Source organism: Delftia sp. PE138 (assembly GCF_018320755.1).
Taxonomy (GTDB): Bacteria; Pseudomonadota; Gammaproteobacteria; order Burkholderiales; family Burkholderiaceae_C; genus Comamonas; species Comamonas tsuruhatensis.
Genome location: NZ_JABEPN010000002.1, coordinates 76,770 through 91,426 on the forward strand (window position 1 = coordinate 76,770; position 14,657 = coordinate 91,426).

A 14,657-nucleotide genomic window follows, 5' to 3' on the forward strand; every position below is an offset into this window, starting at 1 on the left:
GGCGCGGCGCCGGATTTGTCGAGCCGCCAGCGCTTGCCCGCTTGCCCGCTTGGACGGTGGCGGCTGTGGCGCCGGGCAGATTCAGCCGAACACCGGGCGCATGAAGCTGCGCTCGTAGCTGAGGATGCAGCGCGTGTCCTCCGCGTAGCGGAAGGCGGCCTGGCACTCGGGGTCCTGCATGGACTTGATGCGGTACTCCTCGTACAGCGCCATGCTGGGAAAGCTGAACATGGCCAGCGCCACATTGTTGGCACCTTCGGACGGCAGGAAGTAGCCGTGGTGCTTGCCGCCGAACTTCTCGACCAGCGGAATCCAGGTCTTGCCGTAGTGCTCGAATTCCTTGGCCTTGAACGGGTCGATGATGTAGCGCAGGTAGCAGGTGATCATGGGGATGGAAGAAGGGGGAAAGGGAATGGGAGGCAGGGACGGCAGAGCCGGCTCTAGAGTTTGAACGAAGCCGTCAGGCGCGACAGCTTCTCCGATTCTTCCTGCAGCACCTGGGTGGCAGCCGAGGACTGCTCGACCAGGGCGGCGTTTTGCTGGGTCACGCGGTCCATGTCGGTCACGGCATGGCCCACCTGCTCGATGCCGCTGCTTTGCTCGCGGCTGGCCGAGGCGATTTCGGTCACGATGCCCGTGATGTTGCGCACCGTGGTGACCACCTCGCGCATGGTCTGGCCGGCCTGGTCCACCAGGGTGGCGCCGGCGTCCACGCTTTCCACCGAGGTCTGGATCAGCGTCTTGATCTCGCGCGCGGCCGAGGCGCTGCGCTGTGCCAGCGTGCGCACCTCGCCCGCCACCACGGCAAAGCCGCGCCCGTGCTCGCCCGCGCGCGCCGCTTCCACGGCCGCATTCAGCGCGAGGATATTGGTCTGGAAGGCAATGCCGTCGATCACACCGATGATGTCCACCACGCGGCGCGAGGAGCTGTTGATCTCGCCCATGGTGGCCACCACCTGGTCCACCACGGAGCCGCCGCGCTCGGCCACGGAACAGGCGCCCGAGGCGATCTGGCTGGCGTGCTGGGCGTTCTCGGCGTTCTGGTGCACGGTGGCCGTGAGCTGCTCCATGGAGGCGGCGGTTTCTTCCAGCGAACTGGCCTGGCGCTCCGTGCGCTGCGACAGGTCCACGCTGCCCGTGGCGATCTCGCCGGCCGAGCGGTGGATGACGCCGGCCGTGTCATGGATGCGTGTCACCAGCTGGCGCAGCTGCTCGCTCATGCGCTGCACGGCGGCGATCACGCTGCCTTCGGGGGCCTGGGCTGCGCCCGCCAGCCCCGACTGCGACAGGTCGCCCGAGGCGATGCGGTTGGCAATCTCGGCCGCCACCGCCGGCTCGCCGCCAATGGCATTGAGCACGCTGCGCGTGGCCAGCCACGCGATCAGGGACAGCAGCGCGCCCAGCACGGCCAGCGCCGCCACCGACTTGGTGATGGTGGCGACAAAGGCCTGCTGGATGTCGTCCACATAGTCGCCAGCGATCAGGTCCCAGTTCCAGGCCGTGGAGCGCCTGGCATAGGCCAGCTTCTCGCTGGGCTCCTTGGCGCCGGGGCGGGGCCACCAGTACGTGAGGTAGCCGCTGCCCTGGGCCGACGCGCCCACGGCGGCAATGTTGCGGTACAGGTAGTTGCCCTTGGCATCCTGGAAGCCGCCCATGTTCTTGCCGTTGATGCCCGGGCTTGCGGGATTGTTCAGCACCACGGAATCCGTGGTGATGCTGGTGATGTAGCCTGCGCCGCCCGCATAGCGCAACTGGCCCACGCGGGCAATGGCGGTGGCCTTGGCTTCTTCCTCTGTCAGCTTGCCGGCCTTGGCCTCGGCGGCAATCGCCGCAATCAGGCTGTCGCCCGCATCGACGAAGTCGCGCAGCGCCTGCTGCCGGGCCTCGTAGGCCTTGTCGCGTGCCTGGTAGGCGTTGAAGAGGGTGAGCGCAAGCAGCGCGAGAAGGCAGAAAACCAGCGGTGCCAGCAGTTTCTGGCGAAGGGACAGGGCGGGCATGGTCGGGGAGTGCAGCAGAAGGCCAGGAACGCCACAATGCTACAGAAACTTACGGCATGGTTGCATGTAATTACAAATAAAGCTGCGGTCCGCAGCACTGCAAAGGCGGGCGAAAATCGCGCCATGCAAGAAACCCCGCCTCCCGCCGCCCAGCCCCGCAATCCGCTGCACGGCGTCACGCTCGAAGCCATCGTCCTTGCCCTGGAGGCCCGCTACGGCTGGGCCGGGCTTGCGCGGCAGGTTCCGGTGCGCTGCTTTGCGCTGGACCCCAGCGTCAGCTCCAGCCTGAAGTTCCTGCGCAAGACGCCCTGGGCGCGCGAGAAGGTGGAGGCGCTCTATCTGGAGATGCTGCGCAAGGACAGGCACAGGCCTGCTTCCCAAGACTGAAGGCGAAGCCGGTGGCCACCGGGCAGCCTGTCCGGTGCGCTGGCGCAGGTTCTGCCGATCATCGGCTCCCGCTGCATGCCTGCATCCCTGCCGCCGTGATTGCCGCCGCCCTGGACAAGCTCTGCATCACGCAGGCTCCGCGCCCAGCGCCTGGGCCAGGAACTCGGCCGTGACGCGCACCCGGGCCGTGCGCTGCAGGTCGGGGTGCATGACCTGCCAGACCTCGTAGTCGTCCGAGCGCTGGCGCTGCGGCCAGATGCGCAGCAGGCCTTCGCGCTCGCCCATGCTCACGGGCATTTCGCCCAGGCCTATGCCGGCCGCCACGGCCTTGCGCACCAGCAGGCTGGAGTTGGCGGCCATGGCGATCCTGGCCTGGCGCGCGGGCACGTCCACCATGGTGGGAACGGGCCGCTGCTCCAGGATGGGACCGTAGACCACGAGGTGGTGGCCGCGCAGTTCGTCCTCGGCCACGGGCTCGCCAAAGCGCGCCACATAGGCGGCACTCGCAAACAGTCCTACCGGCCATGCCGCCACGCGGCGCACCACCAGCTCTGGCGCCTCGGGGCGGACGTTGCGAAACGCGATGTCGGCCTGGCGGCGGCCCAGGTTGAGCATCTGGGTGGACACCTCCAGGTCCACGCGGATGCCGGGCCAGCGCTGCTGCAGGCGCTCGATGGCGGGCAGCAGGAATTCGGTGGCAATCGAGTCGGTGCTGGTCACGCGCACCAGGCCGGCCGGGCTGTCGTCCAGGCCTTCGATGCGCGTGCGCAGGTCCAGTGCCGCGCCCTCCATGCGTCGCGCCGCGCCCAGCGCTGCCTCGCCAGCGGCCGTGAGCAGGTAGCCATCCCTGGCGCGCAAAAACAGCTTGCTGCCCAACTCGGCCTCCAGCGCGTTCAGGCGGCGGCCCACGGTGGCCTGGTCCACGCCCAGGATGCGTGCGGCCGCGCGCAGGGAAGGGGCGCGTGTCAGCGCGAGAAAGATGCGGGTGTCATCCCAGTTCATGGCGGTTGGCGTGATGCAGATTTGCAGCACTGTAGAGCGAAATCGCTGCGTTCGAGCGGCTGGCGGCAGTCGTAAGCTCGGGGCATTCGTTTCTTCAACCTGTTTTTGGACACTCTTTCGCCATGAATGACGACGCCCGCATGCAAGCCATTGTTTTCGACGATTTCGGCGGCCCCGAAGTGCTCGTGGCCCGCGACGTGGCCCGGCCCGAAGTCCGGCCCCATGACCTTCTGGTGCGCAATGCCTCCATCGGCGTGAACCGTGCCGATGTCTCGCACCGCAAGGGCGCCTATGGCCGCGCCCACTTTGGCGAATCCGACCTCATGGGCCTGGAGATCGCCGGCACGGTGGTGCAAGTGGGCGCCGAGGTGCAGGGCTTCGCCGTGGGCGACCGCGTCATGGGCATCGTGGGCGGCGGCGCCTATGCCGAGCTGTCGCGCATCGACCACCGCATGGCCATGCATGTGCCCGAGGGCCTTTCGCTGACGGATGCCGGCGCGGTGGCCGAAGTCTTCGTGACGGCGCATGAGGCGCTGTTCCACCTGGCCCAACTGCAGCCTGGCGAAGCCGTGCTCATCCACGCGGCCGGCAGCGGCGTGGGCTCGGCGGCGGTGCAGCTGGCGCATGCGGCCGGGGCGCGCGTGTTCGCCACGGCCAGCGGCGACAAGCGGGCGGCTGTCTTGGGCCTTGGCGCCGACGTGTTCATCGACTACCGCAGCGAAGACTTCCAGGCCGTGGTGGCCGAGCAGACCGGCGGCCAGGGTGTGGATGTGGTGGTGGACTTCATCGGCGCCCCGTATCTGGAGCGCAACCTGCGCTCGATGGCCATGGGCGGGCGCATGGTCTGCGTGGGCCTGCTGGGCGGCGCGCTGGCGGCGGCCGTGCCGATGGACGTGCTGCTGTACAGGCACCTGAGGATCTTCGGCACGGTGATGAAGTCGCGCCCGCCCGAAGTCAAGCAGGCCATGGTCCGGCGCTTTGCCCAGCGCTGGCTGCCCGCGCTGGCGGCCGGCACCATCCGCCCCGTGATCGACAGCACCTGGCCGCTGGCCGAGGCCGCGCAGGCGCACCGGCGCATGGAGTCGGGCCAGAGCGTGGGCAAGCTGCTGCTGATTCCCGGGCAGGGCGGTCAATAGGGCACTCAATAGGGCGCTCAATAGGGCGGCCAGGCCCCATCCCCCGCGTCCACGGTCGCGAACATGGTGCGCACGGTGTGCGTGAAATGCGGCCGCGTGATGTCGCTCCAGGCCGTGGCGCGCACCTGCAGCCAGGCCGGGCAGCCCAGCACGCCGGGGTTTTGCAGGTCATAGCAGGCCAGGGACAGCGGGCCGCCGTCGTGGTTCAGGTAGCGGCGTGAATGGATGTTGCCCTGCACGGCGGCCAGGCCCGGCATGTGTTCTTCGTCGTACCAGCGAAAGATCTCGGGCGCCCAGCCTTCGGCCGGGTCCATCTCCACCGTGTAGTGGGCATGGCGCTGCTGCCCGTGCGAGGCGCCGGGCCGGTCGAAGGCCAGCGTCAGCCTGGACGCCGCAAGGTTTGATGCGGCCGGCAGCATGGCCTGCGCCGCCGCCTGCACGGCAAGCACTGCAGGCCGCGAGACGCCGATGCGGCCCGGCAGCTCCACATAGACGTAGATGCGCCCCGTGCTGGCCGACCAGGCGAATCGCTGGACGGTCAGGCGCACGCCCAGGCCTGCCGCCTGGGTGAGGGCGTCGCCAAACGCAGGACCGTAGGCGCTTCTTGCGAGTGCCTTGGCGCTTGCCAGGCAGGGCGCTGCCATCGTCCATTGCAGCAGCAGGCAGTCGGCAGGTATGCGGGAATCAGCCATGCCTTCAGTGCCCGATATGGAATGCGGTGAGAAAGCGCGAGACCATGTTGTAGGCCGCGATGGTGGCCACCAGGTCCACCTGCTCCTGCGCGCTGAAGCGGGCCTGCACCTGGGCGAACAGCGCGTCGGCGACGGTGATGTCGCGCGTCATGGCATCGGTCAGGCGGATGGCAAGGTGCTCTTGCTCGGTCCACGGCGCATCCGCGGCGCAGGGGATGCTGCGGGTCGCCTCGATGGCCGCATCGCTCTTGCCCGCCTTGTGGGCATGGGGCACATGGGCATTGAATTCATAGGGCGCGCCGTTGAGCACGGCCACGCGCAGGATGACCAGCTCGCGCAGCCCTGCATCCAGGCTGCTGCGATTGCGTACGGCCGACAGCATCTGCTCCCATCCGTGGGCGATGGGCGGGCTGTTGAGCAGCACCTGGTACAGCTCGGAAATGCGGCCGCGTTCGGCCAGGATGCGCGATTCCACAGCCGCCAGTTCGGGGCGGGTTCCGGGGAGTACGGGTTGGATTCTCATGGGGGCTCGCTTCAGTCGGGGGTGATGCCGTTGGCGCGTACCACGCGGCTCCATTTGAGGGTGTCGGCCTGCAGCGCCCTGGCCAGCTCGGCCGGCGTGCTGCCCACGACTTCGGTGCCAGAGGCTTCCAGGCGGCTTTTGACCGAGGGCGTGTTCAGCGCCCGCTGCACGGCCTGGCTCATTTTTTCGGTCTCGGCCGCTGGCGTGCCCTTGGGGGCGAACAGGGCGTACCAGTTGTCCGAATCCACGCCGGTGATGCCGATCTCGGCAAAGGTCCTGACCTCGGGAAAGCGCGGGTGGCGCCGGCTGGCGGCAATGGCAACGGGCTTGAGCTTGCCGGCGGAGATCTGTCCGATCAGCCCGGGAATGTCGCCAAAGAAACCATCGACATGGCCCGCCACCACATCCGTGATGGCGGGCGCGGCGCCCTTGTAGGGAATGTGGGCGAGCTGGATGCCCGCATGCTCTTTGAGCAATTCCATGGCCAGGTGCGGCACGCTGCCCGTGCCGGACGAGGCCATGGTCAGCGGTGTACGGGCCTGGCGTGCGGCTGCCACGAACTGCGCGCCGTTGCCGTAGGGTGCCTTGGCGTTGACCACCAGCATCTCCACGTTGCTGACCACCAGCGACACCGGTGCGAGGTCGGTGGCCGGCTTGTAGCCGAGCTTGGGGTACAGCGCCGGGTTGATGGCCACGGCGCCCACGCTGGTCAGCCACAGCGTGCGCGTGTCCGGCTGTGCGCGCGATACGTATTCGGCCGCAATGGCGCCGTTGGCACCGGCCTTGTTCTCGACCACGACGATGCTGCCCAGCTCCTTGCCCAACTGCTCGGCCAGCGTGCGCGCCACGAAGTCCACCGGGCCGCCCGGCGGAAAGGCCACGACGATGCGCGTCATCTGCGGCTGCGCGGGCGCAAGCGCGGGCCATGCGGCGCAAACCAGGGCAGCGAGGGGCGCCAGGGCCGCCAGCGCCGTGGACAGGCAGCGCCTGCGGCGGGTGGAAGGGATGCTTGTCATGGATGTCTCCTTTTATGGGTACCTGTGGGCAGGGCGACCGGCGATGAGCCACAGGCGACAGGCGCCTTGTGCGGTCCTCAGAACCGGTACAGCCGCTGCGGGTTGTCCACCAGCAGGGCCTGCCGCAGCGCTGGCGTGGGCGCGATGTCGGCCAGAGCATCGACCAGCAGGCCGTCGTCGGGCACATGCGTGTGGTTGGGGTGGGGCCAGTCCGTGCCCCACAGGCATTGCGTGGGAAAGCGCTCCACCAGCAGGCGCGCCAGCGGCTTGCCCTGGGCATAGGGCGGCTGGCTGTCGATGCGGTCCACGCCGCTGACCTTGACGTGGAACTGCGGCTGGTCGGCCAGCAGCTGCATCAGCGCCTGGAAATCTGCATGCCCTGCGCCCAGGCGCGCATCCACGCGCCCCATGTGGTCGATCACCACGGGCACGGCACTGGCCTGCAACTGCCGGCCCACCGTATGCACCAGGCTGCTTTCGAAATGCACCTGCAGATGCAGGCCGGCCGCGGCCAGGCGCGGGGTCAGCGCCAGAACGTCTTCAATGCGGGCGCCGGCCAGGTGCCGCATGAAGTTGAAGCGCACGCCTCGGAACCCCGCACCCGCCAGCCGCGCCAGCTCGCCATCGGACACATCGGCGGCCACCAGCGCCACGCCCAGGTAGTTGCCGCCACCGGCGGCAATCGCGTCCTGCACCGCACTGTTGTCCAGGCCGTGGCAGGCGGACTGCACGATCACGCAGCGCGACACGCCCAGGTGGCGGTGCAGTGCAAACAGCGTGTGCTTGCCCGCGTCCGCCGGGGTGAAGCTGCGCCCGGCCGCATAGGGAAACTGGGTGCCGGGACCGAACACATGCACATGGGTATCGCAGGCGCCCGCAGGCAGCTGCAGCGCGGGCTTGGAGGGGGACAGGGCGTAGGTGAGTTCAGGCATGGGGCTTTGCAACAAGGCAGCGACAGCGAAGGCTTGTGGCGATTGTGGGCGGGCTTGCCGCGAATGAGGCATAGACTTGGCTGATACCTGCTATCAGCCAAAAGCATGCTGAAAGCCCTTGCCAAGGAGAACCATGGACCTGACGCGCCTGAGCTATTTCGCTGCGGTGGCCGAGGCCGGCAGCTTCAGCCGCGCCGCCGCCGCCCTGCATTTGTCGCAACCGGCCCTCAGCCGACAGGTGCTGTTGCTGGAGGGGGAGCTGGGACAGCGGCTGCTGGAGCGCACCGGGCGCGGCGTGGTGCTGACCGAGCCGGGCCAGGCGCTGCTGCAGCATGCGGCCGGCATCTTTGCGCTGGCCGCGCAGGCCGAATCGGACATGCAGGACCGGCTGCGCAGCCCGCGCGGGCGCATCAGCATCGGCCTGCCGCCCTGGGTGGCGCGCTCCATCGCCGCAGACCTGGTGCAGGGCTTTTTGCAGCAGTACCCCGACGTCACCATCTCCATCGAGGAGAACCTGAGCATCAGCCTGCGCGAATGGCTGATCGCCGGGCGCGTGGACATGGCCCTGCTGTTCGATCCCCCGCACTCGCCGCAGATCACCACGGAGACCCTGCTGCGCGAGCCGCTGGTGCTGGTCAGCAGGCATGCGCTGCCCGCCAAGGTCCGCATGGCGGCGCTGTCCCAGCGCAAGCTCGTCATGGCGCGCGGCCCCAACGCGCTGCGCAAGCTGCTGGAGAGCTACACCGTGCCGCGCGGCGTGCCGCTGCACATGCTGGCCGAGGTCGATTCCGTGCACACCGTGCTCTCGCTGGTGGCCCGGGGCATGGGCGACTCCGTGCTGCCGCTGAGCGCCATCCAGGGCACGGCCTCGCCTTCGCAGCTGTCGATCGCGCAGATCATCTCGCCCGTCGTGCGCAACCGCCTGGTGCTGGCCATTCCGCGCGCACGCCCGTCCACCCGCGTCACGCGCTTTGCAGAGCAGCTGATCAAGCGGGTGGTGAGCGAGCGGCTGGGCTTGCCGGGTTGATCCGACAGCTGTTGAACGGCCAGTGCGAAGCCCTGGCCCGCACTCAGCCCAGCTTGTGCCGCGTCCTGAGCAATCCCAGGCCCAGCGCGATGAAGGTGCCGCCCACGATGCGGTTGAACAGCCTGGCGTGCGCCAGCACGTGGCCCTTGATCATGGAGATCAGCAGCACATAGCAGGCGTGCGAGATCAGGGCGCACACCGCGAACGTGGTGGTCAGCACCAGGTACTGCGTGAGCAGCGGCTCGCCCGGGATGACGAATTGCGGGAACAGCGCGGAGAAGAACAGGATGGCCTTGGGATTGGTCAGCGACACGCCCAGGCCCTGCGCCACCAGCTGCCAGTTCCCGCGTTCACGCCGGTGGGCAGGCGCCAGGCCGGCGTCGCTGCCCAGCAGCGCGTCCTTGCTGCGCCAGCGCTTGACGCCCAGCCAGATCAGGTACATGGCGCCTGCCACCTTCATGACCAGAAATGCGTGGGCCGACATGCTGAGAATGGTGCCCATGCCGATCATGGCCAGCCCGGAGACCACGAAGATGCCCACCGAGCTGCCCAGCGAACTCAGGGCCGTTCGCCTGGCGCCCACGTCCACCGAGTTGGAGATGGCCAGCAGCACAGCCGGGCCGGGAGTGAAGCACATCAGCAGCGAGACGCCGCAGAAAACAAGCCAGTGGGCGATGGTCATGGTCGGTGCGAGGAGGCCGTGGGAAGACAGCCGGTATTCTCGTTCAATAACGCCCCCTGCGTGGCCCCGGGGTTGCCGGCCACCCCGGCCCGTGCAAACAGATGCATGGCCCAGCCCGCGCAGGCCGCCGCGCAGGCCCAGACCAGCCCCCAGCCCTGGGCCGACAGCAAGTGCGGAATGGCCAGCGGCACCAGGAAGCACACCGCGAACACCGAGGTATTGGCCATGCCCAGCGCCGTGCCCGCGCGGGCCGCGCCGGCCAGCCCGGCCAGCTGCGTGTAGGCAACGCCGTGCCAGGCGGACACGCAGATACCGCACACGCCCAGCATCACCATCAGCACCAGGCCCATGGCGGGCGACACTGCCGATGCGCCCGGATGGCTGCTCCAGCTCTGGGCCGCCATGCCCGCGAACAACGCCAGGGTGAGCTGGCAGCAGGCGCGCAGAAAGGCCGGGCGGTTCTGGCGCCTGTCGGTCCAGCGGCCGCTGCAGATGCGCAGGGCCATGGAGGCGAGCTGCACGACCGACATGACGGCCGCCGCCACGCCCAGCCCCAGGTGGGCATGGTCATGCAGAAACACCGTTCCGAACGAGAGCACGGCGAACTGCGGGGCGCACAGGATGCCGATGCCGGCGGCCATGCGCCAGGCTTGCCGATCGCGCAGGGGCCCTGGCGCGGATGGCCCGGCCCGGCCTGGCGCAGCGGCCTTGCCTGAGGCCGGTGCATGCGCTGGCTCCTGAATCCACAGCGCTGCAAACACCGCCGCCGCCAGGCACAGCGCCGCCAGCACGCCATAGACGGCGGCAAAGCCTGCATGCGTGGCCAGGCCGGTCAGCAAGGGGGCGCCAATGGCGCCGCCCAAGGGCACGGCGGTCTGGCGGATGCTCATGGCCAGGCCGCGCTCGCCTTCGGCAAACCAGCCCATGACGGCCCGGCCACTGGCACCGTTGACGCTGCCGCCCAGCAGGCCCACCAGCACCAGCCCGCCGGCCAGCAGGCCGAACGAAGGGATATGGTCCGGCGATGGCGAGGCCCAGAGCGCCATCGCCGCCAGGGCCAAGGCCGTGCCGCACAGGCCCAGCAGCAGCACCGGCCGGTCGCCCCAGCGGTCCGTCAGCAGGCCCCAGGGCAGTTCGCTGAGCGCAATGCCCAGGCCCATCAGCCCCAGCGCCAGGCCCAGCGTCTGCGTGTCCAGCTGGTAGCCCGAACGCATGAGGATGGCCGTCATGGGGATGCCGCTGAAAGCCACGGAAAACGCGGCGTTGGCGATGACGCCAGCGGCCAGCACCTTCCATCGGTGGCGGGGCGGGTGGGGGGAAGCCAAGGGGCTGGGATTGGCGCTGCGGCCGGCGGAAGAAGAGGTCATGGCCGGCAGTATGGTCAGCCCCAACCATCCTGAAAATCACATAATTTCGTATCTACAATCCAGTTTTTCAGCACGATGAAGGCTTGGCAATGACACGTGTGCTCTATGACCTGGATGTGCTGCGCACGTTTTGCACCGGCGTCGAACTGGGCAGTTTCGCCCGCGCCGCGGACAAGCTCGGCCGCTCCACCTCGGCCGTCAGCGCCCAGCTCAAGAAGCTGGAATCCCAATGCGGCACGCCCTTGCTGCGCAAGTCCGGCCGGGGGCTGGTGCTGACGGAGGCCGGAGAAACCCTGCGCGGCTACGCGCTGCGCCTGCTCGAACTCAACGACCGCGCCGTGGCGGCCGTGCGCGGAAGCGAACTGCGCGGCCTGGTGCGCCTGGGCCTGCAGGAGGACCTGGGCGAAAGCGTGCTGCCCCATGTGCTGGGGCAGTTCGCGCGCGCCCATCCCCATGTGCGCATCGAAGCCAGCGTGGCCCGCAGCGATGAACTGCGCGAGCGCATCGCCCTCGGGCAATTCGACCTGGCCCTGCTATGGGATGCGGGCGTGAACCACGCGTGCGTGCATGGGGAGCACATCATGCGGCTGCCGCTCCAGTGGATTGGCCCGGCATCCATGGACGCGGCCGACGCTGGCTGGGCACGCTGGCGCAGTGGTGCAGCGCAGGACGACGACGTGCTGCCCCTGGCCATGCTCGATGCGCCTTGCCCCTTGCGGGACATCGTGACGGCTGCGCTGGACAAGAAGGGCATGGCCTGGCGCCATGCCTTCAACAGTGCCAGCCTGTCCGCCGTCTGGGCCGCCACGGCTGCAGGCCTGGGCCTGTCCGTGCGCACGCCGTTCGGCCTGCCCGCGCACGTCAAGCCGCTGGATGCGCAGGCCCTGGGCCTGCCGGCCCTGCCGTCCATGGATCTGATCCTGGGCCGTGCCACGCTCGATGCGCCGGCGCCCGTGGACCGGCTGGCCAGCATCCTGGTCGATGCGGTGCGCGAGCATATGCGCGCGCAGAAACTCGATATATAGGGCTACTTCTTCGCAACCAGGCCACTGAAGTATTCATTGAGGTCGCGGAAATCCTTCACGGTCCAGGCATGGGGCGGCACCTTCACCCCGTTTTCCCGCAAGGTCCTGGGAATCAGGTCGCCATTGGGGCGAAGAATGACGGACGAGACGATCACGCCCGGATAGTCATGGAGCCTTTTTCTGAACGCGGCGGTCGCCAGGTCGGGGGTGGGTGGATTGCTCTTGTTGGCCAGCGGGCCCGTACCCTTGGCGTCTGCCCCGTGGCACATGGCGCATCTGGACAGGTAGAGCTGCTTTCCATTGCTGTTGTCTGCAAGGCAGGGCAATGCCTGAATGCACAGCGATATTCCCAAGGATACGGCGACGATTGTTTTCATTGACTCGCGGATATTTTTTGGTATGAATCTGATCCGCCGCGATCATATGGTCCTGCACGGCCGCCCACGAAAAAGCCCTGCAACGCAGGGCTTGTCAAAGAAGCAGGGCGCGCGCCCGGCTTACTTCTTGGCGTACTCGAATTTGGGCAGCGCCTTCAGCGCGTCCTTGGTGGCGCCGGGCAGCGTGATCTTGTTGTTTTCCACGCGGAACTGGTTCACCGGAATGGCCACGTCATGCTTGCCCATGCCCAGGAAGCCGCCGGCGCCGACGATGGCGTAGGAGACCGCCTTGTCGGGTGCGACGATCACGTCGTCGATCTTGCCCACGGCCTTGCCTTCCTCGTTGTAGACGCTCTTGCCCAGCACGGACTTCTTCAGGCTCCAGCCCGTGGCCACGGCCTGGACTTCGGTGGCCGTCACGCCCAAGGTGGTGGTGCCCGCCACGGGCTGTGCCCAGCTGGTCGAGGCCGTGGCTGCGATCAGCGCGGTTGCGATCAAACCCATCTTCAGCGTCTTGAGACCTGTCATAGAGAACTCCTGGAAAACAAAATTTGAAGCCCTCATTAGGAGTGCAGCCCGGCAGCGGCGAGATCGGAAAACCAAGCAAAGCCATGTCAGCCGATCCAGCGCCACGGTGAGGAGACTGCCTACAGTCGTCCCGCCAATTGCCTGCGCCTGCGCCCGGCATGCCATGGCCAAGGCCCTTCATTTCCCCTGTGCGTATCGATTGCGCTCTTCGACGAACTTCCTGATTTCCGATGCCTCCATGGGCCTGCTGAAATAGTAGCCCTGTATCTCATCGAACCCCAGCGAAACCAGCAGATCGAAGACTTCGGCGCTGTCAACGCCTTCTGCCACAAGGCGGTAGCCAAGGTCCGAGGCCATGGTCATGATGGATTTGAGCACGGCCAGCGCCCGCTCATTGGTATCGACGTCGCAGACCATGGAGCGGTCTATCTTCAATATCTCGGCAGGCAGATTCTTGAGTGACGCAAGATTGGAGTAGGCGGCACCAAAATCATCCAGTGCGACCTGGATTCCGAGTTTTCTGATGTGCTGAAGCGCCTGGACCGTGCCATGGCCTGTCAGCACATCGCTTTCGGTGCACTCGATCACGATATTTTCCAGGGCAACGCCATATTGACTGCACATGGCGTTGAGGTAGTCCGGAAAATCGACCTCGTCCAGATTGCGCGGCGAGACATTGATGGAGACCTGGAGGTCGAGACTTTCCGCTTTCCAGGCCGCAACCTGCGCCAGCGCCGTTTTGATCACGAACCGCGTCAGGCCATGGATCAACGGCGTGGCTTCCACCAGGGGGATGAATTCGCTGGGCGGGATTTCCCCCATTTCCGGGTGCTTCCAGCGGATGAGCGCCTCCAGCCCCTTGCAGCTGAAACTGCGGTTGTCGAATTTGGGCTGGTACACCAGCCGCAGCTGCCCCTTGTCCAGCGCATGCCCAAAGTCCCGCAATAGCCGATAGGATCTTCGCTGGCGGCTGTCCTCGTTCTCCTCATAGCGGTGAAGTGACCGATGGTTGTGGCCAGCCTGCTGCACGGACACCATGGCCTTGCGAATGACATCATCGACCTCGGCCTGGGTCAGGCGGAACCGCACCACGCCTGCCCGGGGCTGAAGTTCGAACCGGAGATCGGCACTGGTGATGGGCTTTTGCAGGTGTTTCAGCAATTGCCTGACCAGGGCCTCTTCATCTTCTTGCCTGCCTGCGCTGATGATCCATGCAAACCTGGCCAAGCCCACGTGGTACACGGTTGCGTGCGGTCCCGTCATGTCCGTGACGGCCTTCGCAATGTCACGCAGGAGCTGCTCGACATAATTCAAGCCCAGCGCATTGCTCATTTCCAGCAGGCTGCAATGGTTGATCGCTTCCATCAATACCAGGCTGCGTGCCTCCTGCGGGGCCACAATGCAAAGGCTGTTCAGGTCGGACTGGAGCTGCGAGCGATTGTGCAAGCCCGTGACCTCGTCTACTTTTCCAATGCTGTGATGGTATTGGATCTGAGCCTGCACTATCGCAGCCATGGCGGCCAGTTGCCGGCCTTGCTCTTCAGAGAAGGTTCTGGGTCGGGTATCGATGATGCACAGGCTGCCGATGGCATGGCCGGATTTCATGATCAGGGGAACGCCGGCATAGAACCTGATGTTCGGTTGGCCGGTTACCAGCGCATTACCTGAGAACCTGCGGTCAAGGTGCGTGTCAGGAATCACCATGATTCCTTCGTTTCTGATGGTGTGGTCGCAGAAGGCGTCCGTGCGCAGGCTGCCGTCCATGTCCACACCTACGGGCGCCTTGAACCATTGCCTGTGCTCGTCCAGAACCGTGATGATGGCAATCGGCACCATGAACATCTGGCTGGTCAGCTGGGTGATGCGCTGAAATTCCCGTCTGGCGGTCATGTCCAGGATTTCAGCGGTCTGAAGTCCGAGCAGTTGCTCTTTCTCGGATTCGGTAGTCCAACGGGTGAGCATCGAT

The 14,657-nt window shown here is 66.9% G+C and carries 16 protein-coding genes; 4 read left to right on the forward strand and 12 right to left on the reverse strand.

Annotated features, from left to right (window positions below; translation table 11 throughout):
* Positions 1-81: 81 nt before the first annotated feature.
* Together HFGMBDPB_RS09280 and HFGMBDPB_RS09285 are read right to left on the reverse strand one after the other, a co-directional pair.
* Positions 82-387: an NIPSNAP family protein gene (locus HFGMBDPB_RS09280; RefSeq protein WP_016446410.1), complete on the reverse strand. Its 306-nt coding sequence runs from the start codon at positions 385-387 to the stop codon at positions 82-84.
* 53 nt (positions 388-440) lie between these two features.
* Positions 441-1,997, reverse strand: a complete 1,557-nt coding sequence (locus HFGMBDPB_RS09285) for a methyl-accepting chemotaxis protein (RefSeq protein WP_016446409.1) — start codon at positions 1,995-1,997, stop codon at positions 441-443.
* A 123-nt stretch (positions 1,998-2,120) separates the two neighbouring features.
* On the opposite strand from HFGMBDPB_RS09285, the gene HFGMBDPB_RS09290 reads away from it, so the two are divergent.
* The gene (locus HFGMBDPB_RS09290; protein ID WP_191625470.1) at positions 2,121-2,384 is read left to right on the forward strand and encodes a VF530 family protein; all 264 of its coding nucleotides are present in this window, start codon (positions 2,121-2,123) and stop codon (positions 2,382-2,384) included.
* 126 nt (positions 2,385-2,510) lie between these two features.
* Here HFGMBDPB_RS09290 and HFGMBDPB_RS09295 read toward each other — a convergent pair whose 3' ends face one another.
* Positions 2,511-3,386, reverse strand: coding sequence for a LysR family transcriptional regulator (locus HFGMBDPB_RS09295; protein WP_212645287.1), 876 nt, complete (start codon positions 3,384-3,386; stop codon positions 2,511-2,513).
* Positions 3,387-3,508: 122 nt separating this feature from the next.
* Between HFGMBDPB_RS09295 and HFGMBDPB_RS09300 the strand changes: the two genes are divergently transcribed.
* Positions 3,509-4,522, forward strand: coding sequence for an NAD(P)H-quinone oxidoreductase (locus HFGMBDPB_RS09300; RefSeq protein ID WP_034366753.1), 1,014 nt, complete (start codon positions 3,509-3,511; stop codon positions 4,520-4,522).
* A 17-nt stretch (positions 4,523-4,539) separates the two neighbouring features.
* Here the strand turns inward: HFGMBDPB_RS09300 and HFGMBDPB_RS09305 are convergent, their stop codons facing one another.
* The 4 genes from HFGMBDPB_RS09305 to HFGMBDPB_RS09320 form a co-directional block, all read right to left on the reverse strand.
* Positions 4,540-5,214 carry a hypothetical protein gene (locus tag HFGMBDPB_RS09305; protein WP_034366750.1) on the reverse strand — a complete coding sequence of 225 codons (675 nt, stop codon included), beginning with the start codon at positions 5,212-5,214 and terminating at the stop codon, positions 4,540-4,542.
* 4 nt (positions 5,215-5,218) lie between these two features.
* On the reverse strand, positions 5,219-5,737 hold the full coding sequence (locus tag HFGMBDPB_RS09310) for a carboxymuconolactone decarboxylase family protein (RefSeq protein ID WP_016451460.1): 519 nt from the start codon (positions 5,735-5,737) through the stop codon (positions 5,219-5,221).
* Positions 5,738-5,748: 11 nt separating this feature from the next.
* Positions 5,749-6,753 carry a Bug family tripartite tricarboxylate transporter substrate binding protein gene (locus HFGMBDPB_RS09315; RefSeq protein ID WP_212645288.1) on the reverse strand — a complete coding sequence of 335 codons (1,005 nt, stop codon included), beginning with the start codon at positions 6,751-6,753 and terminating at the stop codon, positions 5,749-5,751.
* A gap of 77 nt (positions 6,754-6,830) precedes the next feature.
* Positions 6,831-7,685, reverse strand: a complete 855-nt coding sequence (locus HFGMBDPB_RS09320; RefSeq protein ID WP_061289477.1) for an amidohydrolase family protein — start codon at positions 7,683-7,685, stop codon at positions 6,831-6,833.
* Between the two features lie 133 nt (positions 7,686-7,818).
* On the opposite strand from HFGMBDPB_RS09320, the gene HFGMBDPB_RS09325 reads away from it, so the two are divergent.
* A complete protein-coding gene (locus tag HFGMBDPB_RS09325; protein ID WP_016446401.1) occupies positions 7,819-8,712 on the forward strand; it encodes a LysR family transcriptional regulator in 894 nt (297 codons plus the stop codon).
* Between the two features lie 43 nt (positions 8,713-8,755).
* Here HFGMBDPB_RS09325 and HFGMBDPB_RS09330 read toward each other — a convergent pair whose 3' ends face one another.
* On the reverse strand, positions 8,756-9,394 hold the full coding sequence (locus HFGMBDPB_RS09330; RefSeq protein WP_016451462.1) for a LysE family translocator: 639 nt from the start codon (positions 9,392-9,394) through the stop codon (positions 8,756-8,758).
* Positions 9,391-10,761: an MFS transporter gene (locus HFGMBDPB_RS09335; protein ID WP_212645289.1), complete on the reverse strand. Its 1,371-nt coding sequence runs from the start codon at positions 10,759-10,761 to the stop codon at positions 9,391-9,393. Before HFGMBDPB_RS09335 ends, HFGMBDPB_RS09330 begins: the two co-directional genes overlap by 4 nt.
* 89 nt (positions 10,762-10,850) lie before the next feature.
* On the opposite strand from HFGMBDPB_RS09335, the gene HFGMBDPB_RS09340 reads away from it, so the two are divergent.
* A complete protein-coding gene (locus HFGMBDPB_RS09340) occupies positions 10,851-11,786 on the forward strand; it encodes a LysR substrate-binding domain-containing protein (protein WP_016446398.1) in 936 nt (311 codons plus the stop codon).
* A 2-nt stretch (positions 11,787-11,788) separates the two neighbouring features.
* On the opposite strand, the gene HFGMBDPB_RS09345 is transcribed toward HFGMBDPB_RS09340, so the two are convergent.
* The 3 genes from HFGMBDPB_RS09345 to HFGMBDPB_RS09355 all read right to left on the reverse strand — a co-directional run bounded on the left by HFGMBDPB_RS09345 (position 11,789) and on the right by HFGMBDPB_RS09355 (position 14,653).
* Complete coding sequence (locus tag HFGMBDPB_RS09345) at positions 11,789-12,163, reverse strand: c-type cytochrome (RefSeq protein ID WP_016446397.1); 375 nt, start codon at positions 12,161-12,163, stop codon at positions 11,789-11,791.
* Positions 12,164-12,283: 120 nt separating this feature from the next.
* Entirely contained in the window at positions 12,284-12,691 is a 408-nt protein-coding gene (locus tag HFGMBDPB_RS09350) for a PRC-barrel domain-containing protein (RefSeq protein ID WP_017404321.1), read from the reverse strand.
* Between the two features lie 177 nt (positions 12,692-12,868).
* Complete coding sequence (locus tag HFGMBDPB_RS09355) at positions 12,869-14,653, reverse strand: putative bifunctional diguanylate cyclase/phosphodiesterase (protein WP_212645290.1); 1,785 nt, start codon at positions 14,651-14,653, stop codon at positions 12,869-12,871.
* Positions 14,654-14,657 lie beyond the last annotated feature (4 nt).